Consider the following 16,457-nt stretch of genomic DNA (forward strand, 5'->3'; position numbering starts at 1 on the left):
TATTTATAGTTTACGGTGATAGCAACTCTTCAACATTTGCCACTTTAGCAAAGAAGGCGTAACGGGCTTATCGCGAGAAGCGAGTATTGCCGATGCCGGTAAAGTGGTAATGACAACGAGTTGCTTTTATTACCGTTATTTAACGGGATCTAACCAATTATCAGGAACAGTAGTCGTTCCGTTGAAAATACCAAAAAATGCTTCTTGAATAGCTTTAGTGATCGGTCCACGGGTACCATTACCGACAAGCATTCCGTCCACTGATTTTACTGGTACAACTTCCGTTGCTGTGCCACACATAAAGAACTCATCAACTAAGTACAATGACTCACGAGAAATTGGCTCTTCACGTACTTCATAACCCAATTGTTCTGCAAGAAAAAATACAGTATCGCGGGTTAAACCTTGTAAAATAGAAGCCGTTCCAGGAGGGGTATAAAGAATACCTTTGCGGATCAAAAATAAGTTTTGACCGGCTCCTTCACTAACCATATTATTGATATCAAGTGCGACACCTTCAGCATAACCATGACGAGCAGCTTCAGCTGAAATCAGTTGTGATGAAAGGTAATTACCACCGGCTTTTGCTGCTGTTGGCATAGTGTTAGGTGCTAATCGATTCCAACTTGACACTCCAACTTCTACACCATTCTCAATAGCATCAGCGCCTAGGTAAGCTTCCCAACTAAATGCAGCAATCATTACATCAGCTTTTGCATCAATAGGTGGACGTAACCCCATACCGATATCACCCAAAAAAGCCAACGGACGTAAGTAAGCAGAAGCTAAACCATTTTCAGCAACGGCATCTTTACAGGCTTGAACAATTTCTTCTTGGGTAAAAGGGATATTCATTCGATAGATTTTTGCTGAATCAAATAAACGTTTAATATGTTCTTCTAAACGAAAAATACACGTACCTTTATGAGTATCATAAGCACGGATACCTTCAAATACCGAGGAACCATAATGCAAAGCGTGACTCATTACATGCACGGTAGCATTTTTCCAAGGCATGAGTTCACCATTAAACCAAATTAGTTCTGCATTTACTTTAGCCATTTTTCTTCCTAATTTATAATATTTTTAACGAGTTAGCTGTAGTTTAATTACCCAACCAACTCTGAATTTTTATGGGTGCTTGTTGCGCAATTATTATAACTGGTTATGAGCGACATTACTTCGTGGTATTTTTGTCTACCTTGACGTCTTTGATATCAATCAGTTTATTAATTTGATCAACTAAAAGTGAAATAGGTCGCTCACTTCGCACCATTAATTCTATAGTGCCGATATTTGTACCGGTATTAACTCGCGCCTTAATGCCTTCGATTAGGAAGCCTCGGTAGCGGGTGACTTGTAAAATACGCTCTAACACCACTTGCTTATCATCAGCCTTTATACGTAATTGATAATGGTTCATCTTAAGTACTCTCCATCATTTTATCATTGGCTGTATTGGGTGGAACTAGTGGCCAAACATTATCTGCGGCATCTATTTTAACTTGTAAAAGATAAGGCCCGTTATGCGCTAACATCTCTTCAATCGCCTCAGAAACCTCTGCCTTAGAGCTTATCTGTTTAGCTTTAATGTCAAATGCATTTGCAAGCATGACAAAATCAGGGTTATCAGAAAGATCTGTTTCACTTAAACGTCCATCAAAAAATAAATCTTGCCATTGGCGGACCATACCTAATTTGGCATTATCAATGAGAACAATTTTTACCGGTAACTGAAAACGCTTTATTGTTGAGAGTTCTTGCACATTCATCATGATAGAGCCATCGCCTGAAACAGTAATAATACAATCTGTTGGTCGGCTAACTTGTGCACCGATCGCGGCCGGTAAGCCAAAGCCCATGGTGCCCATTCCAGCACTGGTTAAAAAGTTACTAGGGTGATCAAATGACATATGCTGTGCCGCCCACATTTGATGTTGACCAACATCAGTGGTAACACAACTGTTTAGCGGCATTTTATCGCTCAACTCTTTAAGTACCGCTGGTGCAAAAATAGTGCTGCCAGGATGATTATAATCCCAAGAAAAATCAGCTTTCATTTGCTGACATTTTTGTTGCCAACTTTTGATTTCTAAAGGAATCGATAAGGCAGGTAGATTAGTTTTTAAATCACCTAAGATCGCTGAATCAGCGGCTCGGCGTTTATTAATCTCGGCTGTATCTATATCAAAATGAATAACTTTCGCATGGGGCGCAAACTCAGTTAATTTCCCAGTAACTCGGTCATCAAAACGTGCACCAACAACCACCAATAAATCACTTTCTTGTACCGCTAAGTTTGCCGCTTTAGTGCCGTGCATGCCTAACATGCCAAGATAGTTTTCATTATTAGGCGAAATAGCACCTAAACCTTTTAATGTTGAAACACTCGGTATATGGGTAATATCAATAAAATCGCGTAATTCATCGACCGCGTTTGCCATACCTACACCGCCACCCACATACAAAACAGGCTGTTTTGCATGACAAAGCATAGCGATTGCAGAACCAACATTAGCCGGTGGTAAATTAACTTTATTTTTCAAGGTTGAAACTACACTGCCTTGGCTAACCACATGCGCAATTTGAATGTCTTTTGGGATATCGACAAGAACAGGACCTTGTCTCCCTTCCAATGCTATAGCAAAGGCTTGATGTAAAACTTTTTCAAGATCATTAATATCTGTTACCTGAAAAGAATGCTTAGTACAGGCGAGTGATAAACCAAAAATATCGATTTCCTGAAAAGCATCAGAGCCCATCACCGAAGTAGCAACTTGTCCAGTTATGGCAACAATAGGAATTGAATCGGCAAGGGCGTCAGCAAGGCCAGTAATTAAATTAGTTGCCCCCGGTCCAGAAGTCGCAAAACAAACCCCTACTTTACCGGATGCTCTTGCATAACCTACTGCTGAAAATGCCGCACCTTGCTCATGACGACACAAGAAGTGTTGGATGTCACTGTCGGTAAGTGCATCATAAATTGGCATTATAGCGCCACCAGGATAACCAAAAACATGCTCAACACCGTGTTGCTGAAGTACGTCAAAAAGTAATGAACCGCCTGTTTGTTTCTTTTCACTTGTCATCTTTTTTTTAACCCACCCAACTGAATACATTTTGCATAACCGTTAGTTTGAGCTTTCTCCTTTGCGCTGAGTTGGTATGATTTATTGATATAAAATATTGATATTAAAACTGACCATCATTATTTTCATCTTTATCTATAAAAAAACCCCCGTTCCTTTCGGAGCGAGGGTTTGTTTTTTGCTTTAGTTTTTCTTAGCTCAACAAACAACCTCGCGATGATTTAATAATCACCACGACGAGAATGTTAATAATCACTGAACTAAATTTTTGCATGTTTATTCAATTACCTTGATTCTTTATAAAAACAAAATGAAAAACTTTTAAATTTGTTGGCTATTGCGCTGCCTATTTAAATTAGTACCATAGCTCTAATATTAAGTGCAAGTTTTTTTACTAGCGTTTTTTAATTGAAATAAATAATTTAGTTATATGATGCGTTAGCACTTTAGATAAATCCTGCCTAAACTTAACTTACAGGATGCTAACTAAATGGATTTTTATGAGCTTAGCTTGTATTTATAGCAGAGCCCGGGTTGGGCTTGAATCTCCCCTTGTCACTGTCGAAGTGCATTTAGCCAATGGACTGCCGGTATTTAATATTGTCGGTTTACCAGAAACCTCGGTACGTGAATCAAAAGATCGGGTGCGCAGCGCTATCATCAATTGTGGTTATCAGTTCCCAGCAAAGCGAATTACCATAAATCTAGCCCCCGCTGATTTACCTAAAGAAGGAGGTCGCTTCGACTTACCGATAGCGCTTGGTATTTTGGTTGCCAGTGAGCAACTGCCTAATACAGATTTAAGCCAATATGAGTTTGCTGGCGAACTTGCGCTTTCTGGTGAATTGCGTGAAATTATTGGTGAAATTCCAATGGCAATTGCTTGCGCTAACGCTAAAAGAACCTTAGTTATTCCTAAACAAAATGCTGAACAAGCGAGTTGGGTTAAGCAGGCCAATATTTTATCAATAGAACATTTAAGTCAATTATACCCACACTTTTTAAAGCAACGCTCGCTACCTTTGGTGTCTGCAAAAGCAGTAGAGCATTATCAAGTGCCTACCAGTAAAGACATTGCTGATGTTATTGGCCAACCACTGGCAAAAAGAGCTCTAGAAATCTCCGCTTGTGGCGCGCACAACCTACTTTTTATTGGGCCACCCGGTACGGGCAAAACCATGCTAGCGAGCCGTTTACCTGGAATATTACCACCAATGAGCGAAAGTGAAGCGTTAGAGGCTGCAGCTATCGCTTCGATTAGTCATCAAAAAATCAATCATAAATCTTGGTTAACTCGCCCCTTTCGCGCCCCCCATCATACGGCTTCTTCTGCGGCACTGGTTGGTGGTGGCAGCCAACCACAAGCGGGAGAGATTTCATTAGCGCATAATGGCGTATTATTTCTGGATGAATTACCAGAATTTGCTCGTAAAGTGCTCGATGTTTTACGTGAACCCATGGAATCAGCCGAAGTCACCATTTCTCGAGCAATGTACAAACAAACCTTCCCAGCAAAATTTCAATTAGTGGCTGCGATGAATCCTAGCCCAACCGGATTTTACAATGATAACCGCAGCACACCCGAACAAGTGCTACGTTATTTAAATCGCCTATCGGGGCCTTTTCTTGACCGAATTGACATTCAAATTGAGGTGACCCGTTTACCCAAGGGTATGTGGGCAAAGGATGATCATAACAATGAAAGTTCTGCGCAAATACAGAAAAGGGTTGCGCTGTGTAGAGAATTACAATTACAGCGGCAAGGGAAAGCAAATGCTCACTTAGGGAGTGCTGAAACACGGATATTTTGCAAACTGAGTACTGATGAGCATGAGTTTTTAGAGCTTGCCGTTGAAAAACTTGGTTTGTCTACCCGCGCCCACCATAAAATATTAAAGATAGCGCGCACCTTGGCAGACATGAATAGTATTGAAGATATTCAACATGAACATATCATTGAAGCGCTGTCTTATCGCGCAATGGACCGATTACTGAGACACTTAACCGATGCTGTTTCTTTTTAACCGGACATCACAATTAATAAGATTAAAGTCGTCATATTGAATATATCTGGCATTAGCATCTTATCAAAAAGCCTTCTAGCCAATAATAATGGCTATTCTCTAGCGATAAAGCGGTTGCTGAGACTATTTAATTGCCCCAAAGAAGGCTTTCACTAAGGTTTGTTCTCGACTTTGGTTTAAACAACAAATGCCGAGGTCGAACGGCTCAATATCACCAACATTTTGTAAATATTGCACCCGGTCTTTTACCGGGCTATTTTCAACAACAACTTTTGGGGCCATGCCGACACCACAACCTAAAGCAACCATGCTAACAAGCGCTTCATGACCCGAAACTGTTGCATAAATATTGGGTTTACCTTGTTGTTTTTTACGATACCAAAGTTCAAAACGCTTACGCGCCGCACCATGCTCAGCTAAAATAATCGGTACTTCAGACCAAATAATTGTTTCGTCTTGTAATTGTTGCTGAACTCGACAAGCCATCGTTGGTGCAATAACGGCCAACGGCACAGTAGCAATATGCTGAAAATAAAACATTCTTGATAAGCTTTCAGGTTTTACACCAAAAGCAAAATCTACCAACTTTTGCTGTACTTGGTCAAAGGCATCAGCAGCATCACCGGTCGTTAATACAATTTCAACTAGCGGGTGTTGTTGGCGAAAGCGTTCCAATAGCGGTGGTAAATGGCTATAAGCGGCAGTAACAGAACAATAAATGTGAAGTTTACCCTGTAGTTCAGCCTGCTTTTGGTCGAGCGACAATTGCAATAATTGCCATTGTTCAAGTTGCTGTTCGGCATATTTATAAAATAACATGCCTGCCTCAGTTAACACGACTGAACGATTATCACGATGTAATAGCAAACAACCTAACTGATCTTCCAGCCTTTGAATAATTCGACTTAAGGTAGAAGTACTGACATGGTGCGCTTCAGCGGTTTTCCCAAAATGAAGACTGTGGGTTAAATGCACAAACATTTTTAACGATTTAAGATCCATTATTTACTCTTACCATTCATTGACAACATTTTTCCCACCAATCGTTGCACTTTATGCAACACCATCTTGCGAATATATCATTTTAAGCAACATTAATCTTGCGCTATGATAACTTCATCGTCGGAAAGACCGATAAAGCTATTTAATGATCACATCGCCAGCATTACGTTGAGTCGATTTGAGACAAAAGGATAACCCAATGAGCAATTATTTTAATACGTTAAGTTTACGCGAAAAATTAGGTCAGTTAGGCAAATGTCGTTTTATGCAGCGTGAAGAATTCAGCGATGGCTGTAATTTTATTAAAGACTGGAACATTGTCATTGTTGGTTGTGGTGCGCAGGGACTAAACCAAGGTTTGAACATGCGTGATTCAGGTTTAAATATCTCTTACGCATTACGCGAAGCTGCCATTTCATCAAAACGTCAATCTTGGCAATGGGCAACAGAGAACGGTTTTACCGTAGGTACATACGCTGAATTAATTCCACAAGCTGACTTAGTGCTTAATTTAACACCAGACAAGCAACATACCTCTGCTGTTACTGCTGTTATGCCTCATATGAAACAGGGTTCAACTTTAGCCTACTCACACGGTTTTAATATCGTTGAAGAAGGTATGAAAATTCGTGAAGATATTACTGTAGTCATGGTTGCCCCTAAATGTCCGGGTACTGAAGTACGTGAAGAATACAAACGTGGTTTTGGTGTACCTACTTTAATTGCTGTTCACCCTGAGAATGATCCACAAGGTAACGGCTTAGCAATAGCTAAGGCTTACGCATCAGCTACTGGTGGCGATCGTGCCGGCGTACTTGAATCATCATTTATTGCTGAAGTGAAGTCTGACTTAATGGGCGAGCAAACTATTTTATGCGGCATGTTGCAAACCGCTGCAGTACTTGGCCATAAGCAGTTAGTTGCGCAAGGTATGGATGCTGCGTATGCACGTAAGCTATTACAATACGGCATTGAAACAACAACGGAAGGCTTAAAGCATGGCGGTATTACCAATATGATGGACCGTTTATCAAACCCTGCTAAAGTTAAAGCGTTTGATATGTCTGAAGCATTAAAAGTCATCTTACGTCCGTTATTTGAAAAACATATGGACGACATTATCGAAGGTCGCTTCTCTGCCACTATGATGGAAGATTGGGCAAATGATGATGTGAACTTATTAAAATGGCGTGAAGAAACAGCTGAGTCTTCTTTTGAAAAAGCAGCTGATTGCGACATTGAAATTACCGAACAAGAATACTACGACAAAGGCATCTTTGTGGTTGCTATGGTAAAAGCCGGTGTTGAACTAGCCTTTGAAGCTATGGTTGCTGCCGGTATCATTGAGGAGTCAGCGTATTACGAGTCATTACACGAAACACCGTTAATTGCTAACTGTATTGCCCGTAACAAATTGTACGAAATGAACGTAGTCATTTCAGATACCGCTGAATACGGTAACTATTTATTTACCCATGCTGCACAACCTTTACTTAGCGATTTTGCCAGCAAATTGTCACTTGAAGAATTAGGTGAAGGCTTAAAAGAAAGCTCAAATGGTGTTGATAACGTACGCTTAATTGAAGTTAACGAAGCAATTCGCAGCCATGGTGTCGAAAGCGTAGGTAAAAAATTACGTGGTTACATGACAGATATGAAACGCATTGTAGAGTCAAATCAATAAAATAAAACGAGCGTTGTAGGTCACTAAAGGTAAACACTTAGGCCAGAGAGTCTAATGGTATTATTTTCTGGCCAGCAAGTGCTACACTGCAGCGCTTTATTTTATATCAAAGAGGAAAATTATCATGACAGAATTAAAGAATGTAACACTGACCAAGGCCGCTAATGTTTATTTTGACGGCAACGTAACTAGCAGAAAAGTAACGCTAGCAGATGGTTCAGTAGTAACCTTAGGCATTATGATGCCTGGCGAGTATACCTTTGCTACGGCAGAAAAAGAATTGATGGAAATTATCGCTGGTGAGGTTGAAATATTATTACCTAATGAGACGCAATGGCAAAGCATTTCTGCAGGTGGACACTTTTATGTCGACGCCGATGCTAAATTTGATATCAAAGTAAAAACGTTAGCTGATTATTGCTGTTCTTATATAGCAGCATAAAGCCACATCTATTGGCTTTAACAGTACCTCCGAAGATAATGGAGGTGCTTATCATTAGCTTAAGTCACCCTTATCGACAAAAACTCACTGATACCTTAAAAGTGACACCTTCTTAAAACGGACTTCGACATTTAACGTTAAGTTATCATTATAATTTAACTCGCTCTTGCCGATAACCGCTAAACCTTATTTAACACCTCGCCACTAAAAACATTGCTGATTTACTATCAATAATACTCATTTAATGAAAAAATCATCTTTAATAGCCATTGCTGAATATAAATAATGAAACTCAATAAAACCACGCAAAAAATCGATAATAATGTTTGTAAAGCACTTAAATTAGCCTGCGAAGACTTCACTAACGAAGTTGATGGTTTCTGTTGGTTAACCCACCGTGCTAATTACACTAATTTTCCCGCAAGTTTAGTGGTGACCTGTATTTTCGATATCGATGCAGAAGTGATTGCAGCGAAAGAACAAAAAGTTGATGATCACTTGCGTGATGTCATTCAAAAGCAGTTACTCAAAGTGGGTATTGTCTTAAAAAACGTTCGCCACAATGTCCATTTAGATAGTGAAGAGTCTTGCTTACGTGACCATAGTGGTCAATGGCCTGAACGTCTAAAATTAAGAGTGACTAAGCAAAAGCCAACACAAAGTAAACAGTTTGGCCGCTAGAGCCTCAGTTAATTATCCCGTTACCTAGCCTTATAAAACAACCATATCATCACGATGAATAATCACTTTACTGGGACAACAGCCTAATAAAGTGATTATCTGTTCACTATTACAGCCCATAATACGCAACAAATCTCGTTGACTGTATTGGCAAATACCTTTAGCAATCAGCTTTTTAGAATGTGCGTCAATAATATCAACAGACTCTCCAGCGACAAAGTCACCGTCAACTTGACTGACACCTGAGGGTAATAGCGAAGCACCTTCATTAACCACAGCATGCACTGCACCCGCATCAAGATGTACTTTTCCACTGCTTTTTAAGGTATGTTTTAACCAGTGTTTGCGTGCTTTTGTCGCCGCTTGTTTGGCACTAAAATGTGTACCTGGGTTTTCACCTTTTAATATCTGTTGAAAAACTTCACTACGACTACCATTTAAAATATAAGTCTCTATGCCATTTTCAACCGCTTTTTCGGCGGCCTGAATTTTTGTTTTCATACCACCGGTGGCAATAACGTTATTTGTTGTTCCAGCCATGGCATGAATTTCAGCGGTAATTTCGTGAATTTCAGGGAGTAACCTTGCCTTAGGGTTTTCACGCGGGTCTTGATCATAAACACCGTCGATATCGCTTAAGATGAATAAGCAGTCAGCTTCACTCACTAAAGCGACTAAGGCGGCTAAATTATCGTTATCACCGACTTTCAATTCATCAGTCGCGACCGTGTCATTTTCATTAACAATAGGGATAACACCATTTTCCAATAAAATGCGTAGGGTGTTTTTAATATTGATGTAGCGCTGGCGATCTTTTAAATCTCCATGGGTAATGAGTAACTGGCTACAAGGAACATCAAAAAATCGCTGCCAATTCGCCATCATTTTCATTTGCCCAACAGATGCCATCGCTTGTTTAGTGGGAATAGAGGGTACGGGAGAGCCGTGCTTAATTAATTGTCGTCCTGCAGCAACACTGCCAGATGAAACGATAATAATTTCTTTACCTGCCTGTTGGCATTCGGTAATAAAACGAGCAATAGCAAGAATATACTTACCACTACAGCCCTTATTGTCTGGTGCAACTAAAGCACTGCCTACTTTAATTACCGCACGATTAAAATTCATTGTTGTTCCCCTATGATCCAGCCCCTAGCATGCCTCGATATGCAGGTAATTTGCAATCAACTTTTTGCCATAATATAGATGAGTTTATCCTTTTTAGGCTGTTGACTTGTTATATCGAATTAATTCGGTATTTATATCCATTAAAACTTAAGAAATGGCGAGTTACTTAACTTGAAATAACAAGATGGTGTTTTTTACCTCATTCTAAAATATCAATAATAGACGCCTAAAACGCCTTTCTCTGCTAATTATTAACATTAAGCCTCGTTAACTTTCACTCATTTCAACAACTTGATGAATAATTGTTTTCAAACGGTTGTTAATCGTGATTAATTTATTTCACTGTTTTTGCTGAAAATTACTTCAAATCAGATTATGATCGGACATCTATTTATTTTTGTTATATTGAGCAAGTATTCCATGTTGAATTTTTTACCTCCGCTACTTATTCATATTATTTCGCTAACAATTTATACCGTTAATACGCTTTTCTGGTTAATACCTATTATTATATTTTCATTTTGTAAGGCTATTATTCCATTAACCTTTGCTAAAAAAATATTCAGCTATTTATTAGATCAAATGGCAAGCAATTGGGTGGGTGTTAACACCTTTATTCAAAAGCTTTTTAATAAAACAGAAATTAAGGTAACCGGCTTAGATCAACTAACCATGAAAGAATGGTATTTGGTAGTCTGTAATCACCAAAGCTGGGTTGATATTGTTATCTTGCAGCGAGTCATGCATCGCAAAATTCCTTTTTTGAAATTCTTCTTAAAAAAAGAACTTATTTTTGTGCCTTTTTTAGGCTTGGCTTGGTGGGCCCTCGACTTTCCATTTATGAAGCGTTATAGCCAATCTTTCATTAAAAAGAACCCTCATTTAAAAGGCAAAGACGTTGAAACCACACGTAAAGCTTGTGCTAAATTCAAGCATAAACCCGTCAGTATAATGAACTTTATAGAAGGAACACGCTTCACTAACGAAAAGCACGATAAGCAAAATTCCACGTTTAAACATCTACTTAAACCTAAAGCTGGTGGCATAGGTTTTGTGCTAGAAGCCATGGGTGGCAACTTGCATAAAATAGTCAATGTTACCATTCATTACCCAGAAGGGATCCCTACTTTTAGTGATTTTTTAGCGGGAAAAATTAAACAGGTAAATGTCGATGTAGAGGTTTCAAACATTGGCGATGATCTTGTTGGCGACTATGTGCGCGATCGACATTTTAAAATAAAATTTCAAAAATGGGTTAATCAATTATGGCTTGATAAAGACCAAAAACTTATCGAGTTTAATAATGATAATACCGCTAAATAACATTGAAATTGAAAAAGGAAACTTAAATGAGTGAACTCATTAGCACATGGTTAACTAACCAAGGTATCGCCGAAGCGTATTTAGCGATGACCACCATTTTTGTTGGTTGCATGCTCATTTTTGTCATTTCAGCATTGGGTTACTACCTCGCAAAATATCAGGTATTAGCTTTTGTTAACAAAATGGTCAGCAGAACAAAAAATACTTGGGATGATGTTTTATTAGAGCATAATGTTTTTTCTCGCTTCGCTTTTTTAATTCCGTTATTCGTACTACTGTTTTTAACGCCTATTTTACTGCCCGAACAAGCATTACTTGGCGCCGTTTTAGTGGTTTTTGTAAAAATAGCTCTCAGCTTTCAAATTGCACGTTCTATTAGTGCTATTTTAAACGTCATTAGAAGTCTTTATCAAAATACTGCGCGTGACCGCTACTTACCCTTAAGCTCAACGATACAAGTGATAAAACTGGTTATTTATTTGGTTGCTACGATTCTATCTATTTCATTTATTTTAGATAAGTCACCTATTTATTTACTCAGTGGTTTAGGTGCATTAACTGCTGTTTTATTATTAGTATTTCAGGACACGATTAAAGGTTTAGTCGCTAGTATTCAAATATCAGCAAACAAAATGGTCGCGCCTGGTGACTGGATTGAAATTCCTAATTATGGTGCTGATGGCGATGTTATTGAGATTGGTTTAAATACGGTTAAAGTAAAAAACTTTGATAATACAGTGACAACTGTTCCTACGTACGCCTTAATAAACGGCTCATTTAAGAATTGGCGAGGCATGCTCAATTCAGGTGGTCGACGCATTAAGCGTAGCATTATTATTGATATCAACAGTATTTCATTTTATCAAAGTGCTGAGATTGAAAAACTCAAAGAAATTAGTTTATTAAAAGATTATTTACAGCAAAAATCTGATGAAATCACCACGAGTTTAAAAACGGCTAATTTATCTAACGATAATGTTAATAGCCGGCAGTTAACCAATGTCGGAACTTTTCGCGCTTATATTACCGCTTACTTAGCTAAACATGAAAAAATACATGATGAGATGACTTGTATGGTCAGGCAATTAGCGGCAACCGACTCAGGCTTACCGCTGGAGATATATTGTTTCAGTAATGACCAAAACTGGAAGAATTATGAGGGTATTCAAGCCGATATTTTTGACCATTTATTCGCTATGGCGCCGGTATTCAGTTTACGTGTTTTTCAACATCCTACCGGCTATGACTGGCAAAAAAGTCGCTCGAGTCGACAACTTTAACGTTGACGAACTACGCCTTCTTGCATCGTTGAGGCAACAAGCTGTCCTTGACGATTAAAAATTTGCCCTTTAACTAAGCCTCGACCGCCACTTGCTGACGGACTATCCATAACGTAAAGCAGCCAATCATCAAAACGAAATGGGCGATGAAACCACATGGCATGGTCAATAGTGGCAATCTGTAAATTGGGTTGCCAATGACTCAAGCCGTGTGGAAATAAAGCCGTTGGTAAAAACAAGAAGTCAGAAGTATAAGCCAGCATATAGGTATGAATACGTAAATCATCAGATAAGGTGCCGTTTGCTTTTATCCACATCTGAGACTTAGGTGCTGTCTTTTCGGGTTGCAGCCAATTATAAGGTTTAACAGGACGCATTTCGATGGGCTTTTCAGCTAAAAATTTACCTCTGATTTCTTCAGGTATTTTATCTTGGTTGTCGAAAATAAAATCTGTGTAAGACGCTAAATCTTCAGGTGCGGGTACATCGGGCATAAGATCTTGATGCTCAATGCCTTTTTCATATTGTTGAAAAGAGGCCGTCATATAGAATATATCTTTACCGTTTTGAATTGCTTTAACACGCCGGGTGCTAAAACTTTTACCATCACGGATATTTTCGACTTCATAAACAACTGGCTTACTGGCATCGCCTGGACGTAGAAAATAAGAATGAAGCGAGTGAACATTACGTGCTGAATCAACTGTTTCTTGAGCGGCAGAAACAGCTTGTCCCATTACTTGACCACCAAACAGCGCACGAAAGCCTAAATCTTGGCTTTGACCACGATAAATTCCTTGTTCGATTACCTCTAATTCTAATAATGAAGATAAATCATCCAACACTTGACTCATAATATTTAGCACTCACTGATATAAAATTTTGACTATAGCATATTTATAATTTATATCTTTAGCGACATTTTAAAATTGTTGAAAATTCATACGCTGCAAGGTAGTATCTAGGGAATAAGAAAATTATTGACTAAATATACGAAGAGATCTCAATGGAAGCGCTATTAGAAAGAGAAGTATTGTTAGAAAGAAGGCAAGGTAGTAATGAGGAACAGTCGCTATGGGACAGGCTTTCTCTTGCACAAAAATTTGCCGCCAGTAGCATGACTCAGTTTGGTTACGACTTATCTTTTATTAGAAATAGCAATAACGGCAGCTTAGCCATATTACAATGCAATGGTAAAACAGCAACCATTAACGGTGAAGGTGAAGTAGACTCAACACCAAGTATAATTATTCGTCCTTAGTTATTCATCCTTGATTAAAGGCAAATACCTAGCCTACTTTCAGAGATACATGAAAAGATGCCCCTATTAGGCATCTTTTTTAGTTTTAGTCAGTAATAAAGCTTCAATTAAAGAAATATACCCCGCTAAATTATTACTTGACCACATACGTCTTACGCTGGCATCTTGCTTAGCAACATGCGCCACGAACCTTTTAAAAGCGTCATCGTCAAAATTTCCATAACACTTTTTAGTGATTGACTGCAGTTTGCCTTTTCCTTTTAAACACTCAATAAAAATCGCGGCATAGTTATTAACCAGTGGTGAAATAATTTCAATCGTCTCAGGTTCTAATGCTTGGCAATTTTTAATTATTTGTAATCGATTTTTAACAAAATCTTCGTGTCGCTTGGCAATTATTGCCATAGAGTCTATATAAAACTTATTTTCTTTCTGACTACTACTGAGCTCTTTTTTCACACTAAATAATTCGCGTTGCAGACCTTCCGCTCGAAAATAAAAATAAATACTCAAAGCTACAAAAATAGCAGCAATGGACAATACAAAAATCATATTAAACCTATTAAAATAAAAAGTAATATTGACTACGCTTTAGTGGTTTCACTTAAACGCGATAAAAATATGTAAGGGTCTATATCTTGTGCTGTGGGTGATCCATAGGCGTAGCCAATTTTAAGTGAATAATCACCTAAATTAGCGAAGAATCTAAGTTTAATTGCGTTAGCTAAACTATTTAACTTAATCGCTATTTCAGCTTGAGTTTGGTGAGGACCTATCAGTAAATATTCACCATCGTTAATCGTACCCGCTTCATCAAATTCACCTTTTGACTCATTAAGTAAGATCGCTAATGTTTTTGAAACTTCGAGCATAATTTTATCATTAAAGTGAAAGGTAAGCTCTTGCCAGTTAACAACTGATAAGTAGCCAATCGCTAAGGGATAGTCGTATTTCCTCGCCATTTTATAATTCACTTGATAATTTCTTTTCGTTTGGGAGGGCGTTACCAAATAAGATAATGGCTGTTCCACTTCATCGTATACTTGATTTAAGCGCAACGTTCTTTGTCTTAATCCAAAAAAAACCAACGTAATGACTAATAAAATAACGATCACAATCAATAAATATATAACCTCTTTTTGCGCGATAAATTTTGCACTGAATTGAGTTTGTAACTTACTCTGTTCAGCGAGATTCAGGATTAAATTTCGACTTTTATCATTTGCACTTAACATTTGACTGGAGTCAATAATTAATGAGGGCTCAGCCTTTTTCTGAAACTGTTGAAGTAATTCAAGATAATTTTTATGGGCCATTAACGCATTTTTATAATCACCGTTTTGCTGATACATATGACTTAATAAAAGTAATAATTTAGCCTGCTTTTTTGATAGCTTTATGTGTTTAGCCGTTAATTCAGCTAATTGAAGGTAATGTTGATATACAGCTTTATTGTTTAATAGACTTGAGGTCTCTGCTAATAGAATTAACGAGGTTAAATAAGGCTTATTTAACCTCTTTTCATTAAATGTAGCACTGGCTGATAATAGCCAATTATGTGAGTCACTAAATTCTCCCTGCTTTAATAACACCTCTGCCAATCCTAATTCAGCATAGGCAGCACTAATTGGAGCATTTTTATTTTTGCCGTGTTTTTGTGCTTCCCAAAAAGCATTGTAAGCATCATCAAATAAATTTAACTGAAAATAAGCACGGCCTAAGTGTAAATAAGTTTGGTCAATATTAGCCAGTTTGTCTAAATCAAATTTTAACGTTAATAGCTTATTTTGCATGGTTAGCGATGTTTGATAATCGCCTAAATAATAATATGCCGTTGCTAAAATTTCTAAAAGACAAAGGTGATCCTCATACTGAGGATTTACCGAAATCAGCACCTTAACTTGATTAAGATCATTCATCGATAAATCGTTTTTATTTTGCAACGCATAGGTAACAGCTCGATAACTCAAAGCAATTAAACGATATTTTAGCACTTGTGGAGAATCTGCCATTAAAATGACATTGGTTGCTATATTTTGAGTTTGCTCATACTTCTCCTGTAAAAAATAGCCATCTGCAACTTTCAGTAATAAATTAAACTTTATGGCTGGTTCGAGTCCTTGCAGAGAAATTCCATCTTGCGCAAAATGAAATGCTTCGCTATTTTCACCTTTATTATTGGCAACATCAGCAAGAAGGATGAAGGTTTTCCCACGAATTTGGACGGTATAATTTTCTTGAGACCCCAAAATTTTTTTTGAAAGTGTAATGATCTCTTCGTAGGGAAGGTTTTCAGCGTCTTGTAAAAAATAGCGTTCAACATCTTTAATGTTTTGCTCAACGTTTAAAGCATCATTGGCAAAACAAAATAAAGGGGCTATAAAAAAACAAAGGATCAACAACAGTTTACAGGGCATTATTAACTAAAATCCTTTATCTAATGATCAGTAGAGTGATCAGCCATAACCTATAAATTTATCTATTACTTATAGGCTTTCGTTACGGTTCAACAAATTATTCATAATAAAGGTTTACAAGCATAG

At 38.0% G+C, this 16,457-nt stretch carries 15 protein-coding genes; 7 read left to right on the forward strand and 8 right to left on the reverse strand.

The features are described 5' to 3' along the window. Positions 1 to 135: 135 nt before the first annotated feature. The 3 genes from H4J75_RS03685 to ilvG form a co-directional block, all read right to left on the reverse strand. Positions 136 to 1,062 (reverse strand): branched-chain amino acid transaminase, encoded by a 927-nt coding sequence (locus H4J75_RS03685; protein WP_070375382.1) that lies wholly within the window; start codon positions 1,060 to 1,062, stop codon positions 136 to 138. Between the two features lie 115 nt (positions 1,063 to 1,177). After that, positions 1,178 to 1,423: an acetolactate synthase 2 small subunit gene (ilvM, locus tag H4J75_RS03690; RefSeq protein ID WP_070375381.1), complete on the reverse strand. Its 246-nt coding sequence runs from the start codon at positions 1,421 to 1,423 to the stop codon at positions 1,178 to 1,180. Position 1,424: 1 nt separating this feature from the next. Beyond that, entirely contained in the window at positions 1,425 to 3,089 is a 1,665-nt protein-coding gene (gene ilvG / locus H4J75_RS03695) for an acetolactate synthase 2 catalytic subunit (protein ID WP_070377107.1), read from the reverse strand. A 500-nt stretch (positions 3,090 to 3,589) separates the two neighbouring features. Between ilvG and H4J75_RS03700 the strand changes: the two genes are divergently transcribed. Next, entirely contained in the window at positions 3,590 to 5,113 is a 1,524-nt protein-coding gene (locus H4J75_RS03700; RefSeq protein WP_182221365.1) for a YifB family Mg chelatase-like AAA ATPase, read from the forward strand. A 123-nt stretch (positions 5,114 to 5,236) separates the two neighbouring features. Here H4J75_RS03700 and ilvY read toward each other — a convergent pair whose 3' ends face one another. Then, entirely contained in the window at positions 5,237 to 6,115 is an 879-nt protein-coding gene (gene ilvY / locus H4J75_RS03705) for an HTH-type transcriptional activator IlvY (protein ID WP_182221366.1), read from the reverse strand. A gap of 199 nt (positions 6,116 to 6,314) precedes the next feature. Here ilvY and ilvC point away from each other — a divergent pair, with 199 nt between their 5' ends. The 3 genes from ilvC to H4J75_RS03720 all read left to right on the forward strand — a co-directional run bounded on the left by ilvC (position 6,315) and on the right by H4J75_RS03720 (position 8,922). Continuing rightward, positions 6,315 to 7,799: a ketol-acid reductoisomerase gene (gene ilvC, locus H4J75_RS03710; protein WP_070375378.1), complete on the forward strand. Its 1,485-nt coding sequence runs from the start codon at positions 6,315 to 6,317 to the stop codon at positions 7,797 to 7,799. Positions 7,800 to 7,923: 124 nt separating this feature from the next. Further along, positions 7,924 to 8,241: a pyrimidine/purine nucleoside phosphorylase gene (locus tag H4J75_RS03715; protein WP_070375377.1), complete on the forward strand. Its 318-nt coding sequence runs from the start codon at positions 7,924 to 7,926 to the stop codon at positions 8,239 to 8,241. A gap of 285 nt (positions 8,242 to 8,526) precedes the next feature. Further along, positions 8,527 to 8,922 carry a Fis family transcriptional regulator gene (locus H4J75_RS03720; RefSeq protein ID WP_182214593.1) on the forward strand — a complete coding sequence of 132 codons (396 nt, stop codon included), beginning with the start codon at positions 8,527 to 8,529 and terminating at the stop codon, positions 8,920 to 8,922. Positions 8,923 to 8,952: 30 nt separating this feature from the next. On the opposite strand, the gene proB is transcribed toward H4J75_RS03720, so the two are convergent. After that, positions 8,953 to 10,050 (reverse strand): glutamate 5-kinase, encoded by a 1,098-nt coding sequence (proB, locus tag H4J75_RS03725; protein WP_182221367.1) that lies wholly within the window; start codon positions 10,048 to 10,050, stop codon positions 8,953 to 8,955. A gap of 420 nt (positions 10,051 to 10,470) precedes the next feature. Between proB and H4J75_RS03730 the strand changes: the two genes are divergently transcribed. After that, positions 10,471 to 11,373: an acyltransferase gene (locus H4J75_RS03730; RefSeq protein WP_182214597.1), complete on the forward strand. Its 903-nt coding sequence runs from the start codon at positions 10,471 to 10,473 to the stop codon at positions 11,371 to 11,373. Between the two features lie 26 nt (positions 11,374 to 11,399). Beyond that, positions 11,400 to 12,653, forward strand: coding sequence for a mechanosensitive ion channel family protein (locus H4J75_RS03735; protein ID WP_182221368.1), 1,254 nt, complete (start codon positions 11,400 to 11,402; stop codon positions 12,651 to 12,653). On the opposite strand, the gene tesB is transcribed toward H4J75_RS03735, so the two are convergent. Further along, on the reverse strand, positions 12,650 to 13,507 hold the full coding sequence (gene tesB, locus H4J75_RS03740) for an acyl-CoA thioesterase II (protein ID WP_182217117.1): 858 nt from the start codon (positions 13,505 to 13,507) through the stop codon (positions 12,650 to 12,652). The genes H4J75_RS03735 and tesB overlap by 4 nt on opposite strands. Positions 13,508 to 13,659: 152 nt before the next feature. Here tesB and H4J75_RS03745 point away from each other — a divergent pair, with 152 nt between their 5' ends. Next, positions 13,660 to 13,914, forward strand: a complete 255-nt coding sequence (locus H4J75_RS03745; RefSeq protein WP_070375371.1) for a hypothetical protein — start codon at positions 13,660 to 13,662, stop codon at positions 13,912 to 13,914. A gap of 66 nt (positions 13,915 to 13,980) precedes the next feature. On the opposite strand, the gene H4J75_RS03750 is transcribed toward H4J75_RS03745, so the two are convergent. Then, positions 13,981 to 14,466: a hypothetical protein gene (locus tag H4J75_RS03750; protein WP_182221369.1), complete on the reverse strand. Its 486-nt coding sequence runs from the start codon at positions 14,464 to 14,466 to the stop codon at positions 13,981 to 13,983. 32 nt (positions 14,467 to 14,498) lie between these two features. Continuing rightward, on the reverse strand, positions 14,499 to 16,331 hold the full coding sequence (locus H4J75_RS03755; protein WP_182221370.1) for a hypothetical protein: 1,833 nt from the start codon (positions 16,329 to 16,331) through the stop codon (positions 14,499 to 14,501). Between the last annotated feature and the right edge of the window lie 126 nt (positions 16,332 to 16,457).

The organism is Colwellia sp. BRX10-1 (assembly GCF_014077545.1).
Lineage (GTDB): Bacteria > Pseudomonadota > Gammaproteobacteria > Enterobacterales > Alteromonadaceae > Colwellia_A.

What these genes read in the sequence shown, in the direction of transcription:
- H4J75_RS03685 (WP_070375382.1), bottom strand. Translation starts at nt 1,062, where the DNA reads ATGGCTAAAGTAAATGCAGAACTAATTTGGTTTAATGGTGAACTCATG.
- ilvM (WP_070375381.1), bottom strand. Translation starts at nt 1,423, where the DNA reads ATGAACCATTATCAATTACGTATAAAGGCTGATGATAAGCAAGTGGTG.
- ilvG (WP_070377107.1), bottom strand. Translation starts at nt 3,089, where the DNA reads ATGACAAGTGAAAAGAAACAAACAGGCGGTTCATTACTTTTTGACGTA.
- H4J75_RS03700 (WP_182221365.1), top strand. Translation starts at nt 3,590, where the DNA reads ATGAGCTTAGCTTGTATTTATAGCAGAGCCCGGGTTGGGCTTGAATCT.
- ilvY (WP_182221366.1), bottom strand. Translation starts at nt 6,115, where the DNA reads ATGGATCTTAAATCGTTAAAAATGTTTGTGCATTTAACCCACAGTCTT.
- ilvC (WP_070375378.1), top strand. Translation starts at nt 6,315, where the DNA reads ATGAGCAATTATTTTAATACGTTAAGTTTACGCGAAAAATTAGGTCAG.
- H4J75_RS03715 (WP_070375377.1), top strand. Translation starts at nt 7,924, where the DNA reads ATGACAGAATTAAAGAATGTAACACTGACCAAGGCCGCTAATGTTTAT.
- H4J75_RS03720 (WP_182214593.1), top strand. Translation starts at nt 8,527, where the DNA reads ATGAAACTCAATAAAACCACGCAAAAAATCGATAATAATGTTTGTAAA.
- proB (WP_182221367.1), bottom strand. Translation starts at nt 10,050, where the DNA reads ATGAATTTTAATCGTGCGGTAATTAAAGTAGGCAGTGCTTTAGTTGCA.
- H4J75_RS03730 (WP_182214597.1), top strand. Translation starts at nt 10,471, where the DNA reads ATGTTGAATTTTTTACCTCCGCTACTTATTCATATTATTTCGCTAACA.
- H4J75_RS03735 (WP_182221368.1), top strand. Translation starts at nt 11,400, where the DNA reads ATGAGTGAACTCATTAGCACATGGTTAACTAACCAAGGTATCGCCGAA.
- tesB (WP_182217117.1), bottom strand. Translation starts at nt 13,507, where the DNA reads ATGAGTCAAGTGTTGGATGATTTATCTTCATTATTAGAATTAGAGGTA.
- H4J75_RS03745 (WP_070375371.1), top strand. Translation starts at nt 13,660, where the DNA reads ATGGAAGCGCTATTAGAAAGAGAAGTATTGTTAGAAAGAAGGCAAGGT.
- H4J75_RS03750 (WP_182221369.1), bottom strand. Translation starts at nt 14,466, where the DNA reads ATGATTTTTGTATTGTCCATTGCTGCTATTTTTGTAGCTTTGAGTATT.
- H4J75_RS03755 (WP_182221370.1), bottom strand. Translation starts at nt 16,331, where the DNA reads ATGCCCTGTAAACTGTTGTTGATCCTTTGTTTTTTTATAGCCCCTTTA.